General features: G+C 54.1%; 8 protein-coding genes. 4 read left to right on the top strand and 4 right to left on the bottom strand.

Annotated elements, in window-relative coordinates:
- Window positions 1-9: 9 nt before the first annotated feature.
- Together NB063_RS18690 and NB063_RS18685 are read right to left on the bottom strand one after the other, a co-directional pair.
- Window positions 10-1,629 (bottom strand): sulfatase, encoded by a 1,620-nt coding sequence (locus NB063_RS18690; protein ID WP_250930281.1) that lies wholly within the window; start codon window positions 1,627-1,629, stop codon window positions 10-12.
- Entirely contained in the window at window positions 1,626-3,041 is a 1,416-nt protein-coding gene (locus tag NB063_RS18685) for a sulfatase-like hydrolase/transferase (RefSeq protein WP_250930280.1), read from the bottom strand. The genes NB063_RS18690 and NB063_RS18685 overlap by 4 nt, the downstream gene beginning before the upstream one ends.
- A gap of 384 nt (window positions 3,042-3,425) precedes the next feature.
- Between NB063_RS18685 and NB063_RS18680 the strand changes: the two genes are divergently transcribed.
- From NB063_RS18680 to NB063_RS18665, 4 genes are all read left to right on the top strand, one after another.
- Window positions 3,426-4,679 carry a DUF1559 domain-containing protein gene (locus NB063_RS18680; RefSeq protein ID WP_250930279.1) on the top strand — a complete coding sequence of 418 codons (1,254 nt, stop codon included), beginning with the start codon at window positions 3,426-3,428 and terminating at the stop codon, window positions 4,677-4,679.
- Window positions 4,680-5,062: 383 nt separating this feature from the next.
- Window positions 5,063-6,295, top strand: coding sequence for a DUF1559 domain-containing protein (locus NB063_RS18675; protein ID WP_250930278.1), 1,233 nt, complete (start codon window positions 5,063-5,065; stop codon window positions 6,293-6,295).
- A 381-nt stretch (window positions 6,296-6,676) separates the two neighbouring features.
- Window positions 6,677-7,222: a sigma-70 family RNA polymerase sigma factor gene (locus NB063_RS18670; protein ID WP_250930277.1), complete on the top strand. Its 546-nt coding sequence runs from the start codon at window positions 6,677-6,679 to the stop codon at window positions 7,220-7,222.
- Window positions 7,219-8,865: a FecR domain-containing protein gene (locus tag NB063_RS18665; RefSeq protein ID WP_250930276.1), complete on the top strand. Its 1,647-nt coding sequence runs from the start codon at window positions 7,219-7,221 to the stop codon at window positions 8,863-8,865. Before NB063_RS18670 ends, NB063_RS18665 begins: the two co-directional genes overlap by 4 nt.
- A gap of 23 nt (window positions 8,866-8,888) precedes the next feature.
- Here NB063_RS18665 and NB063_RS18660 read toward each other — a convergent pair whose 3' ends face one another.
- Together NB063_RS18660 and NB063_RS18655 are read right to left on the bottom strand one after the other, a co-directional pair.
- Window positions 8,889-21,767 carry an SdrD B-like domain-containing protein gene (locus NB063_RS18660; RefSeq protein WP_250930275.1) on the bottom strand — a complete coding sequence of 4,293 codons (12,879 nt, stop codon included), beginning with the start codon at window positions 21,765-21,767 and terminating at the stop codon, window positions 8,889-8,891.
- A gap of 38 nt (window positions 21,768-21,805) precedes the next feature.
- A complete protein-coding gene (locus NB063_RS18655) occupies window positions 21,806-22,006 on the bottom strand; it encodes a hypothetical protein (protein WP_250930274.1) in 201 nt (66 codons plus the stop codon).
- Between the last annotated feature and the right edge of the window lie 72 nt (window positions 22,007-22,078).

The following is a 22,078-nucleotide window of genomic DNA, read 5'->3' as shown; positions in this document are numbered from 1 at the left end:
GTGTGTCGGTTATTCAAGCCCGGAGATTGCTGGCACCATTGTATGCAAACGCTGTTTCATCCGTTGTTTCTCAGCATCGAATGTCGGATCATCTGCCAGATTGGTCCATTCACGTGGATCGGTGCGATGATCGTAGAGTTCTTCCTCGCCCGTGCGGTAGCGAATGTATCGCCAGTCGGCAGTGCGGATGGACCAGTGCTGGTTATCGACATTCCAGACATCCTTTTGGGATAGCCCTTGTTTGGAAGCGTGTTCACCGACAAAGAGCACTGACAAGGCGGCATCGGGGCCGCCCCACTTTCCATTTTCCGGATCAACAAGAAACGGGCGAATGCTGTGCCCGTCAAGTTTGGATCCCTTGTTGTTCTTGCGAGTGTCACCTTCGAGCGAACACAGGTCGACGAGCGTCGGGTACAGGTCAATCAGTGAAATGGGATGCTGGCAGACGTGGCCCGCTTTGGCCACGCCGGGTGCACGGATGATGAATGGGACACGAGTGCTTTCTTCCCAGGGCGAGTTTTTGAACAGATAATCTTTCTGCCCCATGTTCCAACCATGGTCGCTGGTGACGACGATGATCGTGTTGTCGCGTACTGACGCAGGGCTGTTGTCGATCGCATCGACAACTTGCCCAATGCAGTCGTCCACTGCTGTGACGCATGCCAGATAGGCTCTCGTGAATGCTCGAATGCCCTCGTCGCTGGTGGGATACGACGCCACAAGATCTCGAAAGTATCTCAATCCCTTCTGGTCGGATGGAAAGACGTTGGCGTAGTGTGTATCGGTAGCATCGTTCGGCTGAATGACGGGTAATTCGACGTCTTCGAGCGGAAACATGTCGAAGTATTTTTTCGGGACATGAAGCGGGGTATGAGGGCGAATGAAACCGACGCCCAGAAAGAACGGCTTGCCGCCGGTCTGCTTTCCAAACTCATCAATCTTTTCTGCGGCCCAGGTCGCGTTGCGTTCATCCGGTGTCAGATCCCGATCGTCTTCGCTGGCGTATCGGAACGTTTGCTGCTTACGCCAATCACCATAAAGCCATCCGATGTTGGGGTCGCCATCGTCCGCGAACGGGACGTCCGAGAGTGGAGCAAACGAACCATCGATCGCACCAATGTTTCCGAACGGAAGTGGCACCGAGGGATGTGCGACACGAGCGGTCCCATCGAAAACGACCGGACCATAGTCGGCCGAGTGCTTGAACTCGCTCCAGACATCCGGCTTGCCGTGGTGCATTAACTTTCCTGAACCGGCCACGTGATAACCGTTGTCACGAAAGTGCTCCATGATCGTTTTGGAGTTCTTTAAGACCGGATTTTGAAACCACTTCGTCCAGAAAAAATTCCCGGAAGTGTGAGGGTAAATGCCAGTGAGAAAACTCGAGCGTGAGGGAGCACAAACCGGGTTGTTGCTGTAGGCACGCTGAAACGCAACGCCGCTTTGAGCAAGACGTGCCATGTTCAGGGTGCGGGCTTGCGGGTGACCGCCGAAGCCGGTGACGTAGTCGTTGAGATCATCGCACACAATCAGCACGACGTTTGGACGTGCGGCTGGTTTGTCCGCCGCCTGAGCCGACAGTGAAATGCACGCCGCAATGCTGCACAGAATGAATTTAGTCGCACTCATTTCTGTTTCCCGTTTGCTTTTTGGTTCTTCTTTTGAAACGCCTCGGTATGGATCAGCCCAAGAAATCGCGGTTCGATGAGTTCGTCAGTCCAAGCATCGAGCTTGTTTTTCAACTGATCGCGGATATCGGAATCCTTGTAAGCGAGGTTGGTCGTTTCACCAATGTCGGTGGTGACGTTGTAGAGCTGTGCTTTTTCATCGCGGCCGGGAATGACTAATTTGTGATCACCGCTGCGGACGATGAAAGATCCGGAATCGAACTTACGCATGTAGGTCGCTTCGTGAGGCCGACCGCTTCTCTCGCCCGTGACGTAGGGCGTCAGGTTGACGCCATCCAGCGGACGCTCTGGATCGGTGGGGGCGCCGCTGAGAGCCGCAATCGTGCCAAAGATATCAAGTGAAATCACCGGCTGATCGTAAACCACGCCCTTGGGAAATCGTGCTGGCCACTTGGCCGCGAAAGGTACGCGGTGACCGCCTTCGTAAACGCTTCCCTTGTCGCCGCGAAGAGGTCCATTATCAGACGCATTTTTTGTTTCCGGTCCACCGTTGTCGGAAAGAAAGAAGACCAGCGTATCATCTTCGATTTGGTTTTTCCGTAACGACTCCAACACCCGACCGACACCATCATCGACTGCGCTGACCATCGCCGCATAGATTTTTCGTTTGCCTTCCAAGTCTGGGAAACGAGCAAGGTATTTCTCGGTCGCTTGCAGCGGCAAGTGTGGTGCGTTGTAGGCTAGGTAAAGAAAGAACGGTTTCGCATGGTTGCGATCGATAAACGAAACCGCCTCATCGGAGAACTCGTCGGTCAAATACTTCGTCGGCTGTACCGGCTCGCGATTGCGAAGGATCCAGGTTTGATAGCTTTCGCTTTCGCCCTTCGCTTCATAGCTGTCTTGGATGGTGAGTTCTTCGGGCAGATAGCGGTGACCGCCGCCGAGATGGCCGTAGAATTCATCGAATCCGCGGCTGAGAGGATGCAGCACCTCATGAGCGCCAAGGTGCCATTTGCCGATCACGCCGCTGTGGTAACCGACTTCCTGCAATGCATCCGCAATCGTTGTTTCTTCGATCGGCACACCCATGTTCGGATCGCTGGGTTGATACTGCGGGTTGCGTTCAAATCCAAAACGTTGGCCGTACCGTCCCGTGATGAAAGAGGCTCGGCTTGGTCCGCAGACGGCGTAGGCGACATAGCCGCTGGTGAACTTCACCCCGCCCGCTGCGATCGAGTCGATATGGGGCGTGGGGATGTCCTCGCAACCGTTGAACCCAACGTCCGCATAGCCCATGTCGTCGACCATGATGACGATCAAGTTTGGTGATTTCGGCGTGCCTTCGCTTTCGGCTGGAAGCGTCGCTGAAAACAGAACCATCAAGATAAGCGTCTCAAGCAATGCCTTAGTCAAAAGAGGATCCTTCTTTTACGAATGAAAATATTGGTCGACCGGACGATTGGCAGACGGTGACCAACCACCTCGAAGGCATCATCGCACGCGATCTTGATCACAGCAGAGGGCCATTCAAGAGAACAATTGTCTTCTGTCGCAGCGGTATTAACAAGAAAATTGCACGCTCATTCAAAAAGGTGCATCCGGTGCGAGTGCAGGCCGGGGGGCAATCGCCGCCGCTTTCCGGTGAGTGAGCTGCTCAATAAATCCTGCCTCTTTTTGATTTCATGCTAATGGAAGCTGACGATCGAGCAATTAATTGGAAGGCTCGTTCTTTTTTGTCGTTCTCTTGGAGTGGCTAGCGGGCCAAATTTTTTTCTCGAAAGCAGTATTGGAGTACCCATGAAAAGGCAACGTTTCAGAGGATTTACGCTGGTCGAATTGTTGGTCGTGATCGCGATCATTGGGGTTCTTGTTGGTCTGTTGTTACCTGCCGTGCAGGCTGCGCGTGAAGCGGCACGCCGGATGAGTTGTAGCAATAATTTCAAACAGGTCGGGCTCGGGATTCACAATTATCATTCTGCCTACAACCAGCTCCCTCGACACAAAGGCGGCACCTCGGGAACGCCGACCGATTGGACCGACAGCTCAGCGTTAGCAAACCACGAAGAGCTTAGCTTTTTGGTCGGGTTGATGCCGTTTATCGAAGGACAGGCTCTTTGGGAGCAGATTGCCAATCCACTGGATGCAGACGCTAACGGTTCGGTTGATTTCCCTGCGATGGGGCCGACACCGGACCTTTCAGGTCCTGCGACGGATGGCAGTGATTACACACCTTGGTTCACCGAAATCCCGACTCTGCGTTGTCCGAGCGACCCCGGTACTGGGCTTCCCAGTTTCGGCCGCACCAACTACGCGGCCTGCTTAGGCGACAGTCCGTTCCGCGGCGCGGCTGGCGGAACCGACGCGATGCTGAGGCGACCCAGCGGTCCTGCTCTGCAAACACGTGCTTCGATGCGAGGTGCGTTTGTGCCCCGGCAAACAATGAAGTTCCGGGACATTCTCGATGGGTTGGCAAATACGATCATAGCCGGTGAAATTGCGACCGATTTGGGGGATCGCGATACCCGAACCAATCCCGGTTCGGGAACTGGCGACATTTCCACACCGAATCAGCCAAGCGTGAGCAACTGCAAGAACTCTTCGCGAATCGATCCGCTTCGCCCCCAGTTCTGGAAATCGAGTTTCGCGGGTGTGCTCACTTCCACTGGAGCCGGGAATGCACGCGGGTATCGTTGGGCCGACGGAAATCCATCGTTCACTGTGATGAACACGATGCTACCACCGAACGGTCCGACGTGCATCACCGTCGCGGACCCGGCGGTCAGTCCGAATGCGACGATTCGACATAGTACCGGGATGCTACCGCCAAGCAGCCGGCATCAAGGTGGTTGCCATGTATTGATGGGAGATGGTGCCGTCAAGTTTATCACTGACTCAATCGAAGCTGGCGGCACCGAAAGATGGCCCGTGCATCTCAGTGGCACCAGTACGACACCACCCAGTGCCAATGTGCCAGGCTCCCCGAGCCCGTACGGTTTGTGGGGTGCTCTCGGCACGCGTGCTGCAAGCGAGGTGATCGATTTTGAGTTGTAATCAATCCTTTAATTTCGTTGGAAATAGCGCTGTAGTCGGCGGGGGCATCGCCGAGTTCGTGTCTTGTGTCGTCGCTGGTGCAGACGCTCTCTGGTTTAGCAATTGAACCCTCACAACGGAACGTTGGTCAAACAGGATGGAAGACTTTGAGCCAACGGAACAGCGCAGCCACGCAGCGCGTGAGTATCCGTTGTGAACGAAAGAAAGCAGAGCAAATGGTGGTGATCTGCTTCATGAAATCTTTCAGCTGTTTAGGAGGTTACTGTTAATAATCGCTTTCGAATCAACAACCTTTATTAATTGATATCGGCTCATGATCTTTCGCAGACGCGGACGACTCACGAGTCAATAGTTTCTTTCTCGAAAGCAAGTTTGGATTATCGATGAAAAGGCAAAGTATTAGAGGTTTTACGCTCGTTGAGTTGTTGGTCGTGATCGCGATCATTGGGGTTCTTGTTGGTCTTTTATTGCCTTCGGTTCAGGCAGCCCGTGAAGCGGCTCGCCGGATGAGTTGCAGCAATAATTTCAAGCAGATCGGCCTTGGGATTCACAATTACCATTCTGCCTACAACCAGTTGCCACGTCACAAAACGGGCACGAGTTCAAATAATTTCAATTGGGACGGGGTAAGCGGTACGTTGAACAAAGAAGAGCTTAGCATGTTGGTTGGTTTGACCCCGTTTATCGAGGGACAGGCACTTTGGGAGCAAATCGTCAACCCGAACGGATTCAACGCAGACGGTAGCGTGAGAGCGAATCCATGGCCTGCCATGGGACCCACTCCTCAGAACCAGAACTACGGACCATGGATGACGGAGATCCCGACTCTTCGTTGTCCCAGTGATCCTGGTGTTGGTCTCCCTTCGATGGGCCGTACGAATTATGGGGCTTGCTTGGGAGATAGCCCGTTCCGTGGCACCGAGGGTGGAACGAATCGAAAGCTGGTGAGAAATAGTAGTTTGGCCCAAGAGACGCGTGCTGCGATGCGAGGGGTTTTTGTGCCTCGACAAACGATGGCCTTCCGTGACATTCTGGATGGCCTCGCGAATACGGTGATGATGGGTGAAATCGCGAGCGATCTGGGTGATAAGGACACACGAACCAATCCACTGGTCTCGATCGAGACTATCGGTGATCTAGCGGCAGAGGCAGGAACACCAGATGATTGCAAAACGCATGCGGATATTGACCCCCAGCGACCCCAGTTTTGGAAAGGTTCCGGCACGACAGCGAGCTTTTTGGCGACGATGACCCCGAGTGAGGCTCGAGGCTATCATTGGTCAGACGGCAATCCAACTTACACGGTGATGAATACGATGTTGCCGCCAAATGCTCCAGTCTGTCTCAGCAAGAAGGAAACCAACGCCAATCAGCCTGATTCGTCGCGATCCGGCGTGCTGCCTCCGAGCAGTCGTCACCAAGGTGGTTGTCACATCTTGATGGGCGATGGGGCGGTCAAGTTCATTACCGATTCGATCGACGCTGGCAATTCCAGCAACGTGCCCGTTAAGCTCCTCGGCACGGGCAATTACGTTCCAGGATCGAGGAGTCCGTACGGCCTGTGGGGTGCCCTTGGCACGCGTGCGTCGAAGGAAGTGATCGATAAAGAACTGTGAGCCATTCACTTGGTTCTAACAAAATTACCCTCGGACAACTTCGGTTGTCCGAGGTTTTTATCCGTTTGCATCGCCGAATCCAATCGTCCAGTCGGTGCCGCAAACTCGTGCTCGTTGTTTATTCCGCTCCTTGGCAACCGCCCTTCGGTGGTCGTCATCATTGTCGACGGCCCTCAGTTTCGAGGTCACATCACATTGCATGGAACTTGAAATGGTCGGCGCTCACTCTGTCACCACAACATCGCAATCTCAGGATTGGGTTGGCGGGTTTCAGAAAGGTTACGTTATTGATCGAGATATTTGCCAACCCGCTGCCTGCGGCAGGCAAGAGCCTGAAGCGAAAAATGAAATTATTGCTCCAAAAACCCATGACCTAGAATCATGTCCAGCGATGACAATGTATCTGAAAAGGCAGTCGACTTGACCGTGTTGTGGGTGAAAGCCGAGCCGAACCTCCGCGCATTTGTCGCCGCAACGGTATGGGACGTCCACCATGCCGAAGATGTGCTGCAAGAAATCGCATCCGTCGTCTCGATGAACTTTGCGTCGTACGACCCTGCTCGGCCGTTCTTGCCCTGGAGTCTCGGAATCGCGAGACTGAAAGTGTTGGAGTACTTGCGGTCATGTGGACGAGATCGAGTTGTCCTGTCCGACGCCACGCTGCTCAATCTGGAATCTGCCGTCCAGAGTCTGTCTGAAGAAGATCTTGCGAATCGACGGGCAGCCTTGCAGGGCTGTGTCAAACGCCTCGCAGGCAGACAAAGGCGGGTGATTGAACTGCGTTATATTAAAGAAAAGCCGCTCGAAGAGATCGCCCGTGAGCTCGCTACCACCCGTAGCACCGTGGCTGTCACGCTACACCGCGCTCGAACGGCGTTGCGAGAGTGTATCAATCGATCATTAGATGTCGAAGGAACTGCATCGTGAAATCACCTGAAGAACTTTTTGACCGCTATCTCGATAACGAGCTCACGCCGGGAGAGCTCGTCGAGCTCGAAGCTTGGATTGACAAAGATCCACGCAATGCTCAGCAGTTCGTTCAATGGTCGGCGACTCATTTGGATACACGTACGGCGATGCAGGGAAAGGCATTGCATGATGCGGTCGTGCAGAGTGTCGATGCTGAGTCATCACGATATGGCCCGGAATCAGCAGTCGAGTTGCGGCATGGTTACAAGATACTCTATCAGCATCTAGCGACTGCCGCTTGTGTCGCCTTGGTGATGTCCGCCGGGTACTTTCTGATCCCGAGTTGGTGGTCAGAAGATTCGCAGCCGAAGCTGATGCCCCAGATATCGTCGCTCGCCAGTGACGCGAAGATCACCCAACGCATTGACTGTGTGCTCGAACAGGATCGGTGGAACGTTCAATCGTCTGTGTATCAATCCGGTCAGTCGATTCAATTGGCCAAAGGCGTCGCCGTGATTGAGTTCTCCAGCGGCGCATCGGTGACGCTGGAAGCGCCTGCGGAATTAGAAGTCCTGTCTGGTAATAGCGGTTTTTTGCATGAAGGCAAGCTGACAGCGGTCGTTCCAGAATCAGCCGTTGGGTTTGAAATCCTTACGCCCGACTCCCGCGTCATCGATCATGGTACGGAGTTCGCCGTCCGAGTTTCAGCGGGCGTATCGGAGACACATGTTTTCAAGGGCGAAGTCGAGCTGCTCGCGACTCGGAGAAACACCGGCAGCGATACGCCCACCAAGTCCACGCGGCTGACCGCTACCGAAGCGGTTCGATTTGATGGAGATGAGAATTCGATAGGCACACCCATGAAAGCTCTGCCCCAGAGATTCATTCGTATGCCTCCGGAATCGGGTGAGGTCCAATCGGACCTCGCAATCATTACGCCTCTGCCCCGCCAAAACGATCTCGTCATGTGGTTCGAGGCCGGTCACGGGGTGCAGCTTGATCCCCGCTCACGCGTCGTTTCGTGGCAGAATCTTGCCAGCAGCAACAACGAGTACCCTTCCGCTGCGTGGCAGGTCGCGGCGAGCCATCGCCCACTCTACGAAGAGAGTCACACAGCATCTCGCCCAGCGATTCGGTTCGATGGCGTTGAAAAACACTTTCTGGCAACCACGCCGATCCAAACGAGCAATGAGATGACGGTGTTCATCGTTTGCGACTTTGACGGTGCTAGAAAAACCGATTTTGGTAAACTGTTGATGCTGACAGGGCGGGCCAAACTGTCGATTCAGCAGGAACAGGGCAGCATACCTGTCGCCCAGGTCTTTTGGTGGGAAAAGAGGAAGACTCATAGCACGCGAGCTCCGTCATCGATCACGCCCGAAGCACCCATCGTACTTGCTTGTCGCTACAGCCTTGCCGAGAACACCTTGCAATTGTTTGCAAATGGAGAACTCGTCGCGGAAGATCAGGCCAACTGCCCCATCGCGACGGAAGCTTCCCACCTGATCGGCTGCAACTATCACCGAACCAAGAGTTTCTTCACGGGAACCATCGCAGAGATCGCTGTGTACAAGGAATTCCTCGATCGAGAAAGTTTTGATCAGGCATCGTCAGCTCTGGTAGAGAAGTACTCCGTTCGTCCACGCGTCGAGCAGCCGTAGCGATGGACCAAGCGTCCCGACAATCAATGGTTGCCGAGGCCGAGCGGTCGTGTCGAATGTCGATGTGCTTGCATCAGCGAGTTTCGCGCCGAAGGCCGTAGCGTTGCGACGAATTCGCTGCCTTGATCGAACGAAGTCCATGGCTCGAGCGAGGCGTATTCGTTGTCAAAGCGATCGATACCGAGGTATCCGAAACCGTCTCCGCCATTGCCCTCAAACGATCCCGCTTGGCCAGGCAATTCAACAAATTCGATGCGAACGTGCTGTTCTGGGTTCGTTTGATGGAACTGCATCATCCAGTTGCCACCGACATCGGTGAGCGAGATCTCCTCTCCCAGCAGCCGACCCGCGCCGTCATAGATCCGACCAATGATCTGGGTGCCTGGCCGTGCTGCACCACTGAAAATCGGATCGGGAGCCAGCGTGTGAATGTTCTGGCTCAGAACACGCGGTTGATTCGCATGTCGGTGGTAAAAACCTCCATCTGCGGTTTCACCAAACGGTTTTGACGAATCGCGTTTTGAATCTTGCAATTGCCCTTTTTCGTTTTGGCTGAAATCATTGTAAGCATCGAATGTAAAGAAGGTCAGGTCGATCGTTGTGGGATCATCAGATGTTTCTTCATCACCGGGCTCTCCGGCATTGATTCCGTTGGCATCAACGCCGCTATCGGATAGATCGCTGATAGGACCGACCAAGCCGCCGGATTGGTTGCGAAGCGGGGCGCCGTTCTCGTCCAGCGGGTTGCCAACGGCCTGCGCCTGGTTCGTGAGCGTCGCCTCGGTTTGCCCCGGTTGGCTCACTACTTCCACGGTCATTTGCACCGTTAGGCTTTCACCGGGGCGGACCAACCCGGTAGACCCGTCGAAAATATTTTGGGTGGTGTCGTTATCATAGGCGTGGTTGATGACGGGGGCGACGGTCGCGTTGGATAGCACAATTTGAGGTGATCCGACGACACGACCGAAATTGACTCCATACTCAGTCGCTAAATTGTCGAACAATTGCAAATCAGTAAGATCCACCGTGCCCGTGTTCTCGACAATGAATTGGATCGTCAGGTCGTAAGTCAATCCGCGTTGGCGTGCTTCAATGATCGATTTCGCGATTCCAATATCAGGAATATGCAATGGAGTTGGATCGTCAGCCGTGCTGGAATCTCCCGGTTGGCCAGGATTCGTGGTTGACGGATCCTGCCCCGAATCACTTCGGTCATTGACCACCGCGGTGGCGTTGCTTGGGTCAGCCCCCGTGACCACAGCTTGGTTGTTGAGGAAAGCCGATGTTCCACCTGCATCGGGATCCACTTGCATGTCAAAGGTGACCACAAAGACATCTCCCGGACGCAGGATTCCAGTGGTGGGATCGAGCATGTTTTGCGAGACATCCGATTCCCAATTCGGATTCAATGTCGGAGGCGTCCCCGTCACTCCCGCGATTGGGATTTGCGTATTGGACACGCTTAAAAAGACGTCTCCGAAAGTCGCCGCAAGATCTTGGCTGAGTTGAAGATTATTCAGATCCGTTGCTCCCAAGTTCTCTACCACGATCGTGACCGGCACGGTGAAGTTGTCGGTGCCGGGGACTGGTGTTGGATCGCCATGATCTAAAGCAACACCGATCGCGGGAACCAATGTTGGGTCATCGAATCCGCCCGAATCGCCCGGGTTACCCGGGTTGCTGCTGGCCGGATCACTTCCGGTATCGGACAAGTCCGTCACAGTCCCGTCGTATCCGGCGATCATGGGGCGTGAGTCGTAGTCGCCAGAAACTTCCACCTGGTTGTTTGACGTTGAATCAAGTTGATCAATATCAATTCGAACCGTGAAGCGAACCACAACCTGATCGCCGGGATCGAGTGTTCCGGACGCTCCATCGAAGATTTCCACTAAGGAATCGCCGTTCCATGCAGCAAGATTGGGATCTTGATCCGCCGTGGACGCGACGATTGCGGGAGGACTCACGACCGATATAAAGCCAGGGCCGAAACGGTCGTCCAGGTCCTCGGTCAGTGTGATGTTATCAAGAGGCACGGTGCCCAGGTTCCGAATCACAATCTCATAGGTTAAGTCGCGGTTTCCATCGGGTGCGCCAGTGGAACTCACAAGGCGTTTGGCTGCACCAATCTCGGGCAATACGAGAGGCGTTGCGTCATCCGTTGACCCCGTGTCGCCGTCGAAACCCGCGTTTGATGAATTGGCATCTGTCCCACTATCCGACAAATCGGTTGCCGTCACAGGAGACCCGCCATTAAGCAAGGCATCTCCATACTCGTCCAACGCTCGACCAGAAGCCGAAGCTTGATTCTCAGCCGTTTGCGATAACCCGTCCACCGCATCGGGATCGACGACAACGTTGAAAGTAATCTCGAATGAGTCCCCCGCATCGAGCGAAGCCGATGCGCCGTCGATCAAGGATTGTGTCGTGTCGGTTTCCCACCCCGGGTTGACGCTTGGTAATGTTCCCGTGCCACTGGTGTTTTGGATCGCGAGAGTCCCCGCTTCGATTTCGACAAATGCGTCGCCAAACTGAGTGACGACATCATCTAAAATCGACAATTGATCCAAGGTGACGGAACCCGTGTTTTCAATGAACAAGGTGTACGTGACGGTGTAGTCGCGAGTCGCCGGATCTTGCACCGCTGATGACTGGTGCGTTGCAACGCCAAGATCGGCAATGTAAACCTGCGTTGGATCGTCTTCGGTGCCTAGGTCTCCAGGTGCCCCAGGGTTGGTACCCGCGACATCACTGCCACCGTCCGAAACGTCGGTCACTTGCAGCGGTGTGCCGGGGACAGTTGTCACATCGGTGCCGCCCGCAATTGCGGTGTTATCGATCGCGGCCGACGTACCGCTGGCATCAGGATCGATCGTTGCGACAAAAGTCACTGTCAAAGATTCACCCACGTCCAAGAACTCATTCGTCACGACGGGGTCAAATAGGTCAAGTGATGTATCGCTCGACCATCCTGAGTTGATCGTTGGAGTTCCGGCTCCGGTGGATACCACGACCGGAGTCGTCACTGAAACGAAGCGACTTCCCAATTGAGCCTCAATGTCATCGAGAAGGGTTAGCTCATCGAGCCGAACGGATCCCGTGTTCTCAATGCTAATCTCGAAGGTCACATCCCAAAGATCGCCATTTGCAGAAACATCCAGAACATTCATAAGTGATTGAAGGTTTGAAATCTGGTCGGTGTCCGAATCTTGATTGTTGAGCGTTGTCAGATCCACGCCGTTGAATGCATCGTCAGAAACGCTGACGTCTACAGTCAGCGGATCATTCTCTGCATCCAAGACATCGACAACATCACCGGTAATCGAAAGGTTAACCGTTTCCCCGTCTTGGACGACGGGAAGGGTCCAAGTGACCGTTCCGGCGCTGGCGTCGATGACGCCGCCGTTGGTCGCAGTCACATTCTCCAACACGTTGGTCGGGTACTCGGCAACCACCACGACGTTTTGACCATGAAACGTGCCGTTGTTCACTAGCGTGATGTCATGGGTGACGCTCTGGCCAGCCACAACGTTTTCGTTTCCGTCAACAACGGTGATCGTGTAATCCGGATGACCGTGGTAGCCGAAATCCGTTGTGGAGTTATCGGTATCAACAGGCAAAACGATGATGGTCGCGTCGTCAATCGTGGCGTCGCTGTTATAGGTCGGGTTGTTGCCAACTTGATCTGGTAGATCGCTTGAATCAACGGTGATGGTGTAGTCGCCAGCGATCAAATGATCGAACAAGTAGCTGCCATTCGCTGCCGTGGTGACGGTCTGGGTGTAGTCGACCGAAGTATCTCCATTGACATCAATCTCCAAGGTGATATCGACACCAGCAAAACCTCGGTCATTGTCGCCTGCGTCGAAAGCTCCGCCATCGCCGGAGTAGTCAAAGAACACCAAATCACCAATGGACGAATTGCCTCGATAACCGAAATCCTGATCCGTTGGCAAATTTGCGAGTCCCACGACGAAGGTGGCTTGATCATCCAGCGTTGCATCGGGATCGTCAGTTTGGGTCGTGCCCGCAAGCGGTGTGACAACGACTCGATAGTCGACGCCTGGTTTTTCGGTGAACAGATAGTTGCCGTTCGCGTCGGTGGTGGTGACAAAGTCTTCTTCGAAATTCCCGTCGCCATCGTGGTCCATTTGTAACGTCACGGTGACGCCGGACAATCCTGTTTCCGTCCCAATGTCGTTGGTTCCGTCGTTGTCGGCGTCCCAATAGACAACGCCTCCAATTTCAAATTGAGTCTCACCGAAATCCTGTTCCGTCAAACCAGTGACTGGCAAGGTCACGTTCAGCTCATCTGCACTGGTACTGGTGTAATAGCGTGGTTGAATTTGACGCACGACATAGTCCCCAGCGGCGAGATGATCAAAACGGTAGTCGCCAGCCGAATCGGTCGTCGTGAATTCCAGCAGGTTGGTGCCTGCGCTGTCATAGAGCTCGACGCGAATGTTATTAATACCTGTGGTTTCTCCCGCTTGCTGCGTTCCATTGCGGTCGTCGTCGAAGAATACGGTTCCGGAGATCGAGGCACCACGCTCGCCGAAGTTGTAATCGATACCTGCCGCATTCTCGACAACATCGATTCCAGAGATCACGTTGGCGACGCTGTCATCGCCATTGGAAAGACTGCCGTCGACGTGCTGGCCATCATTCCATTCCGGTGGCTGTGTTTCGGTGATGGTGTATCCGGTTGCATCTGAAGGACGTAGGTTGATGAATTCGTACCGGCCGTTCGAATCCGTTTGGACGGTGATGTCCACATCGTTTCCTCGATCATCGGTTCCGGTCAATCGCAACGTGGCCAATGCGATTCCGCCCTCACCCGTGTCAATCTCGCCATCGTTGTCGCGATCATTGAAAACATAGCCTTCGAGCGAATTGGGACGAAGTTCAGCGAAGTTGTTTTCTGAGCCATCGGTGTCGCTGTTGATCACGACCGCGGTGAATTGATCATTGCCCAACGTTCCACCTTGGGAACCAACGGTATCAATCCCGTCCAAATATCCGGTAGGCTGACTGACTTGGGTGATGGTGTATCCGGTCGCATCGGATGGGCGTAGCCCAGCGAACTGGTAAAAGCCATTGCCATCGGTGGACACCGTTTGGTCCACGGTATTGCCAACGTCATCGGTTCCTGTGATGCGAACCGATTGTCCCGAGATTCCAATTCCGTCAGAGCGATCACTGTCGTTGTTCTGGTCCGTGAACACATAGCCAGAAATCACGGACTCAATGACTTCGCCGAAGCGATACTCGGTTCCGGTGTCCCCAGCCGCTACGTTGATACTATGGATCTGGTCATTGATGGAAAGAGCTCCGTTCGCGAGCGAACCATCGGTCTCTGCTCGGTCGGCGTAGGCTCGGCCAGAGGGGGCATTGAAAGCTGGTTGAGTTTCCGTGATTGTGTATTCGCCCGGACGCAATTCATCAAATGCATACAGCCCTCCGCCGCTGGTGACCAACACGATCGGAGTGATCACGCCATTGTCATCTGTCCCGGTCAATGTGACTGTCACGCCGTCGATCCCGCTGTCGCCCGCGTCAAAGACGCCATTGTTGTTCGCGTCGTGATAGACGATTCCGGAAAGTTCGCCTTCTTCCAATTCACCAAAGTTGTAGTCGGCTCCGCCATTTTCGTTTGCCGTCGACAGAACGATGGTCGTGAAAGTGTCGTTGGCCGAATCATCACCGCCACCGGTTCCAATGGTATCGGTTCCATCCATGTAAGCCTTTCCGTTGGGGGCGGTGGTGGGCTGAGTTTGGGTGATTGAATAGGTCCCCGGTCGAAGGTCTTCGAACAGATAGAAACCATCTGGATTCGCGCCCGACCCGGTCGTGAAGACTCGAGGGGTTATTGCACGCCCGAGGTGGTCGGTACCGGTGAGGGTGACCGTGACCCCGTCAATTCCAGTTTCGGAGCCGTCGAAAACGCCGTCGTTGTCTGCGTCGAAGTAAACAAATCCATCCAGTGTGTGTTCACGTGCATGGATGCTATCCGTGTCCACATCACTCGAATCGCCATCGGCGTCAGTCTGGTCGCGTTCGCCGGTTTCCGTTCCATCCAACGTGGTTGCCGACGTGATTCGTGCCGTGTTCGTATAATCTTGCCCCACGACAACATCGTCATGAACTCGCACGGTGAACTCGAACGTCGCGGTCGCCCCCGACGTAATGTCCCCACCGGAATAGGTGATGGTCCCAGAACTATTGGCCTCAGTGAATCCTGATTCAGTGGTCGTGAAACTGACCGTGGAGATGTCATAGACCGTTGGATCCAAAACGTCCTGCAGGTTCACTTCGTACGCCGCGTGGGGGCCATCGTTTTCGACTTCAATGGTGACGGTGACCTCGTCTCGAGCGTTCACGTCGGCCAGGTCGATCGACTTTAAAATTCCCAGATTTGATTCGACCACGGTCACATCGACAGAGTTGGATGAAGCCGGGGCAACCGCATCTCCAGATAGATCAATCGTCGCAACATTGCTGAGCACTGATTGGGAACCGGTGTATCCCGTCGTGCCAGGATTGTCAGTCACGACCGCCGTTACCAGAATACTGAACGAGTTGTTGCTTCCATTGTTGTCGACTGCCGTGCTGATCGCACCAAAGGCGAACGTGACATCCTCGCCGTCCGAGGTGCCACCGGTCACGGTCGGTGCCCCGACGGTTCCATTGAATCCGGCCGTATCCAAGGTAAACGATACGTACTGCAAACCATCTGGAAGTTGATCGACAAGGGTCAAGTCGGGGGACTCTCCTTCCGGCATCGTGACCGACAATCGATAAGTGATCTCTTCACCGATCGTCACATTGCTTCCGGTCGTCTCCGTCTGATTCGTTGAAACTAGGGACTTCACAAAACCGGGCGGGTTCACTACGAACGAGAGTGCATCGCCACTGATGTAGTCGGCCGTGTTATCACTCGAATCCGTTCCGACTCGCTCGTCGCTGGCAGTGTTGTGTGGGCTTCGATCTAGCACGGTCCCATTCAACGAAGACCAATCCACTTCAGGATTGTTTTCGAAGCTTGCGTTGGGGGTAACGGTGGACGCGATCGTCCCATCTACGGTGATTGTGATCGTCCGTCCAACCTGTGAGGCGAGCATGTCCCAATCGGTACCGGTGTATTCCAGCGAATATCCGGTTCCGTCCGACCCAGACAGAGTGAAATCAGAGTTGGACACCAAGCCTTCCGTGTCAGTGACCGAGAAGGTGACTCCTGTTAATACGGATGCGGAACCGTTTGTTGGCAGATCATCCAGGAAGCCTAGCTCAAATGCGTCTAAGCCGCTGCCGTTGGTGATCTCGATCGTGTATTGAATCGCGTCGCCAGCATCCCCCGTTGTTTGGCCTGCATTCCCGGCAATGGAAATACTTTGATCCAGTGTGATTTCAGGTTCGACAACAATCACGTCAGCCGCGTCATTAGTAACGTTGTTGTCGGAGTTATTGCCCCAGGTATAAGTGGCAACATTATCGAGTGCAGTGGTTGTTTGGTTGCCCGAGGTGTTCAGTACCACAGCTTGGTACTCGATCGTCAGTTGCCCACCGTTTCCGTCACTGGTGTCGCTATCGGTCACCGTCCCCAAATCGAAGGTGATGGTTTGGCCGTTGTTGGTAATCGCGGGTGTCAGCGATCCGCTGAAGGTGATCCCGCTATCCGATGTACTGAGCACATTGACAAACGCCAGCCCAGCATCCAATTGATCCGTGATGATGGATTGGGGAACGGTTGCTTCCGGGAAATCAATGACCAAGCGGTAGGTGACCAACTCGCCAATCACACCTTGGTTCGCACCATTTCCACCCGAGACAATTTCGGTTCCAACGAGCGTCTTCGTGATGTTCCAAGTCGTGGCGACGTCTACATCCTGCGACGCGGCTTGGTAGTAGTCGTTGGGGACGCCGGTGGTGTTGCTCCCATCGCGTTCCCCGTTGGTTGTCCCTGATCCAGAGTCGGTTGCCAGGGAGGTCCACGTCAACGTCGAAGCGGTTGTCAGCGTATCGTCTGGTGTAACAGTACCGTCCACCGCTCCGTCATAAACAATCTCAACAGTCTGACCTTCATTGAGTCGATCAAATGTAACCGTCAAGCTAGAGCCTGACTGAGAGATGGTCGGGTAGTCCGCGTCACCGAAATTCACCACAACGCCATCGATTCGAATGGAATTGAGGGAATCGAAGGTGAAATTGTCAGGCAATGTCGCATCGAATACGACATCAAATGCGTCGGATTGATTCGTTCCGCTGGTGACCGCGAAGTCCACTGTGTATTCAACTGCGTCCCCTGCATCAACGTTTGCGATGCTGGACGTGATGCTGGGTTGGCTGATTAATGGTTCAACAATTTGAACCAACGGCCGGCTTCCGTCTGGAAGATCAAATTCAGTCGTGTCCCCGGATTGGACGCGAAAATCGTTGTAGCGTCCATCGCCACTGTCGTTGCTGCCTGAAACGCTGTTGTCGACCAGAGCATTGAATTCGATGACCACGTACTCCGCATTGGCATCTGTATCTGAATTCGTCAGATTCCCAAGTTTGAAATAGACGTCGGTGCCGGTTGCGTACGTATCGTCTTGGCCGCTGGCGGAAATCGAAACAGCAGTGTCAGGCAATGCGAAGGTTGGTGTGTACGCCGGGTTGGTCGAATCCAGCCCGACACCTGAGATCGTGTCCGACGACAATCCACCGTCACTAATGAATGCGACATTCGCCATGCCATCGTCCATGAACGTCAAGCCGTTTGGTAAAAGATCGCGGACTACAAAGTCGTCTAAACTCCCCTGGGGAATTTCGACTTGAATTCGATACCGGATCGTTTCGCCAACGGTCACGCGTTCGGCGCCGCTCTCGAATGTCGTGTGCGCCTGATCCGTCGAGACGATCGTTTTAGTTCCATCAAAGTTGGATGTAGTCGCATCAGCGGTTTCAGTCAAACCAGCCGCATGATTCTGTCCGCCTTCCTTCGACGCGTAGTGCGTGATCTCGGCGGTGTTGGTGTGCGTTTGATTGATCGTCGCCGCGTCGGTGAGCTCGACGTCGTACAAAATCACGAGAATGTTCCGGCCGTTTGTGGGGTCGTCTCCATCAATCGCTCCTGCATCGATTCCAGACGATCCGGGGGTGGGGCCAGGGTCATCAATGATGATCCCGTCTCCAAAGAGCCCTGGGTTGCCGCCATTGACGTCGGTGAACGTGTGATCGGCCCCGGTCCCGTCGACGATTCGCATCGAACCGCCAACGAAAGTAAATCCGTCAGGCAATTGGTCTTGGAGGGTGACGTCATGGGCTCCGCGATAAGAGGAACCGAAGTTCTCAATCACGATGGCATAGCGAACACGATCGCCCGCTTCGAGATTGTCAATGTTCGCGTCGACTGGTGTGGCTTCTAGTCCGTCGCTATGGAGAGTGCCCGTGAACGTCCCGCCTGACCCGACGGACGCAAACGTTACTGGCCCAACCGAACCCGTGATATTGGCATCGGTGCTGTCGGTGTCGACGACGCCTTTTTGGATTGCCAATAAGGGTTGAGTCATCTCAACTTGAATGATCTCATCCAGCACAGTGGAATCTTGCTGGGTGGTCCCTTCGGAGGCCCTCACTTGATTGGTCAAAAACAAACCATCGGCCGTTGGAAGATCGCTAGCAGTCACCGACAAATACAATTCGATTTCAGTGGCAGGTGAGCTTGGGTCGTCGTAGTTCCCAAATTCCAATGCAAGTGAATTGGAGACAGGGTCAATCAGGATATTGGGTGTGATATTCGAGTTCGTCCCATTGCTATAGAAGAAGGAGTCGTTGGCACCAAATTCGATGACTCCAGAACCCGGTGGCGTTGTATCAAACGAATTCCCAATGTCGACTGTCCATCCATAGGTGGCACCCGCGTTGTCGAATCCATCCGCGTCATGATCGGTGACGTCAAAAATCGGAAGTGGTAAGTAATCGGTAAGGACCAAATTCTCGAAGTCGGTCGAGGACAACGAGTAGTTGATCCGATACGTCACCACATCGCCCGCGACCAAGATTACCTTTCCAGTATCCGGATTGGTCGGCAAGGTGGTGCTGCCATTGATCGCATAAACCGTTTTTGCAAGCGTGCCGCCTTGGATCTGAATGGAGGCCGATGAGGTGTCGGACTCGGTGTGCAGAACACGTTCCATCGAGGCGAATCCGTCTGCGAGATCGTCGTCTTCGGCGTTTTCCCGAACCGTCCCCGAAATCGTCAGACTGGAATTTGTGATCACGTCGCCTTGGTCGACGCTGCGGTCTCCTGATGGAAAAGTATCGGCGTATTCATCTTGGATCACGGTTCGGAACCGGATCGTCCCGGTGGCGGCACCTTGATTGGTGGGGCCGTCACTCAAACCGCCTTGCAAAATTCCGTCGGCAGCACCGTTGTTGACGAGTACTTGCGAAAGATCGAATGTCAGCGTTGTGGATCCGTCGGAAGTTCCACTTTCGGACGTATCATCCGAGCGGTCGATCTGAGTTTGGTCGACAACCAATGTCTCACCACCGTCGGGATCGATCACTTCACGAACAGTGAAGCTACCAGTGACGCTGCCATTCAAATCGGTGATGTCAAATGTCGCCCCGTAACCGAAATCAAATAATTGACCGTCCTGAAACAAATCGGTGATTTGAAGGTCTCCAAACGTGAAATAGTCACTGATTTGAAATTCAAGGGTGTACTCCAATACGTCACCGGGCGTCGCACCAGGCGAACCAACATCGTTGACAACCGCAACTGTCTTTTGAATCGCAATAGCCTTGTTATCCAACGTGTGCTCGGGACCAGTCGGATCCGCCATGGCGACCGCCGGCGCATCCAGACCATCGGTCGGCGTCCAGGTTCCTTCGGCACGAGCATTGTTGAATGATCGTGAATCTGGAGTTGATGTGGTATCGTCTTCCCCGTTGACTGGAATCACGCGATCCGAATTGCCATCGAATTCCGACACATAGAAACTGAACGTCACAACGACGTCGCTGCTGGAACTCGTCCCCGTCACGTCATTGTCTAAACTGACAATCAGGTCTTGCGAGGTGCCCGGCGTTGTCAAACTGCCGAGATTATCGGTGTAGGCTGCGTTTGATCCACCGACGGTCACCGAGTCGATGCTGGTAACAACGATGTTGTCTGGAAGCGAATCAATGACATCTAAATCCGAAATCGTTTGACCATCGGCAATGTCTACTCGAATGACATACTGTGATTCGTAGCTTGGACCGGTTGCCATCTCATTCTCCGCTCCCGAATAGGATTTGGTGAGCGAGATGAGTGTTGGATTGACCGCCATGGTTTCTGACCATTGGCTGCCCGCTGAAGCACCGCTGACGTCCACCTCGTTGTCGCTCAGCAAAACGGCGTCTGCGTCAGGATTATCAACGGGGTCTTCACCAAAACGAAAACCACTCCGTGCACCAATGGTCAACGCCTCACCGAGATCAGCGAATTCACTCAGGGTGGCAGTGACGTTCACAGTTGCCGCAGGCTGCCCCGGAGCAAACGAGCCAAAGGGCAACTCCAAAGTGACGAGCTGGTCACCTGCGCGTCCAAACAGACGTTGCCTCGTTGCTGTCGCGGAGCCGTCGTTCACGGTCAATGCGGCGGCCGTTCCACCGACCAAACTCGCGTTGTTCACTGTGATGTCGCTGACGTCCGTTTGAGCTTGGGTGCCGATGAACTCCACCAACACATACCCGTCACTCATTCCACCGGTGACGCTGACATCACCAGGCGAGACACTGCTAAGTGCTTCCAAAGCCGCTTGCACCGTGGCGGCATCCGCATTGAAAGCAAGATCCGTTGTAGTCTGACCACCAAAGCCTAACGTGAACGTCCCACCGGTCGTCGCGGAATCAATCGTGATTGCTTGCGTCTCGTTTTGAACGATTTCAAAGTAAGGATGCTCCACCACTCCGAATCCATTGGAATCGTTGGCGAACGTGCTGACGGTCGAGTTGACCACAGTGCCAAGATAGCTAGCCGAGCCAAACGATACTCCATCGTATCCGTCGATGCCCGCGGCAGGAAACAGCAAGTCGACGACCGGCCCATATCCGACATCGCTTCCCGTGTTTTCAAACGTCACGTCGAAGTTGAATGTTGAGCCGAGTTGCACGTCGCGGGTCGCGTTTGGCAAGGTGACCTGAGGCCCTGCAGCAAGGCGGTGCGAGTAGGAGCTCTGAGCCGATTCGCTAAACGCAATCTCGGTTTCGACTGATCCATGATGATGTTCCAGCTCCCAGTCCGCATCCTGTTGAGATGCGCCCGTGTCATCGTCGCTGGCCGCGACGTTGGCATCTGTCAGACTGGCGAGTTGTTCCACCAGCTCAATGCCTTGCTCGGATCCTGCGATATCGCAACCATACAGCAGGATATCAGCGTCCGTCGTCAGAGCATCGCCCCATGCCGCGACACTTCCTGAATTCACATACAGACTCTGCGAGTCGACCCAGTCGTTTCCAAGGCGAAACGCTCCTTGTTCGCCGTGGGACACCACATGAATCGCATCGAGGTCCTGTCGACTTGCTAGCAGTTCGCTCACTTGGTCAAAACCGCTCGCATCTCCCTGCAATAGGATCACCTCGAGTGTGCGGTCTTCTTCCGAACGATTAATGAGATCGTCGATGAGTTCTTGGTACGACTCGACGGCCGGATCGACGATGACCAGTTCGCGGCGTTTCTCAACCAGCTGCAGGTTCTCCGCAGCGGCCTCGTCTAAGGCGGATTCGTCATTAACCATCGTCGCTGAATCAGCTTGTTCAGCTTGATCGGGTGTCTGCGACTCGGCGGGGGGCTCAGTAGCAACCGCAGCGTCAAACAGGACTCGTTCTTCCAATGTTTGAAAAAGGCGAAGCGATTTCGCAAAACAACGTTTCATAGCAACGACCGGCAACGGGTGACAATTATCCCAATGATTTAGGAATGCTTTCTGTCACAAGGTTGCCACGTGGCTGGCGATAGACGCTGATATTCACGTGCGTTTTCGAGTTGGTCTGTCGCTTTTAGGGAAGAGATGACGCTTGGAGCGATCGCCCGCGTCGTGAATCCTTTGTCAATTTCTTTTGATTGATAATTGAGCGGTGCCTGGAACACATAGCCCGCAAATCCGGGATTCATCTAGTTAGCAATTTCATGGTCTTTTTGACTGACCGTTGTTTCCAAGGCACATAGGAAGCGTCCCAATAATTG

The sequence above is a fragment of the Aporhodopirellula aestuarii genome, assembly GCF_023701485.1.
GTDB classification, from domain to species: Bacteria; Planctomycetota; Planctomycetia; order Pirellulales; family Pirellulaceae; genus Rhodopirellula; species Rhodopirellula aestuarii.
Note: the sequence above shows the minus strand (reverse complement) of the source record. Positions and strands in the feature narration are given on the sequence as shown.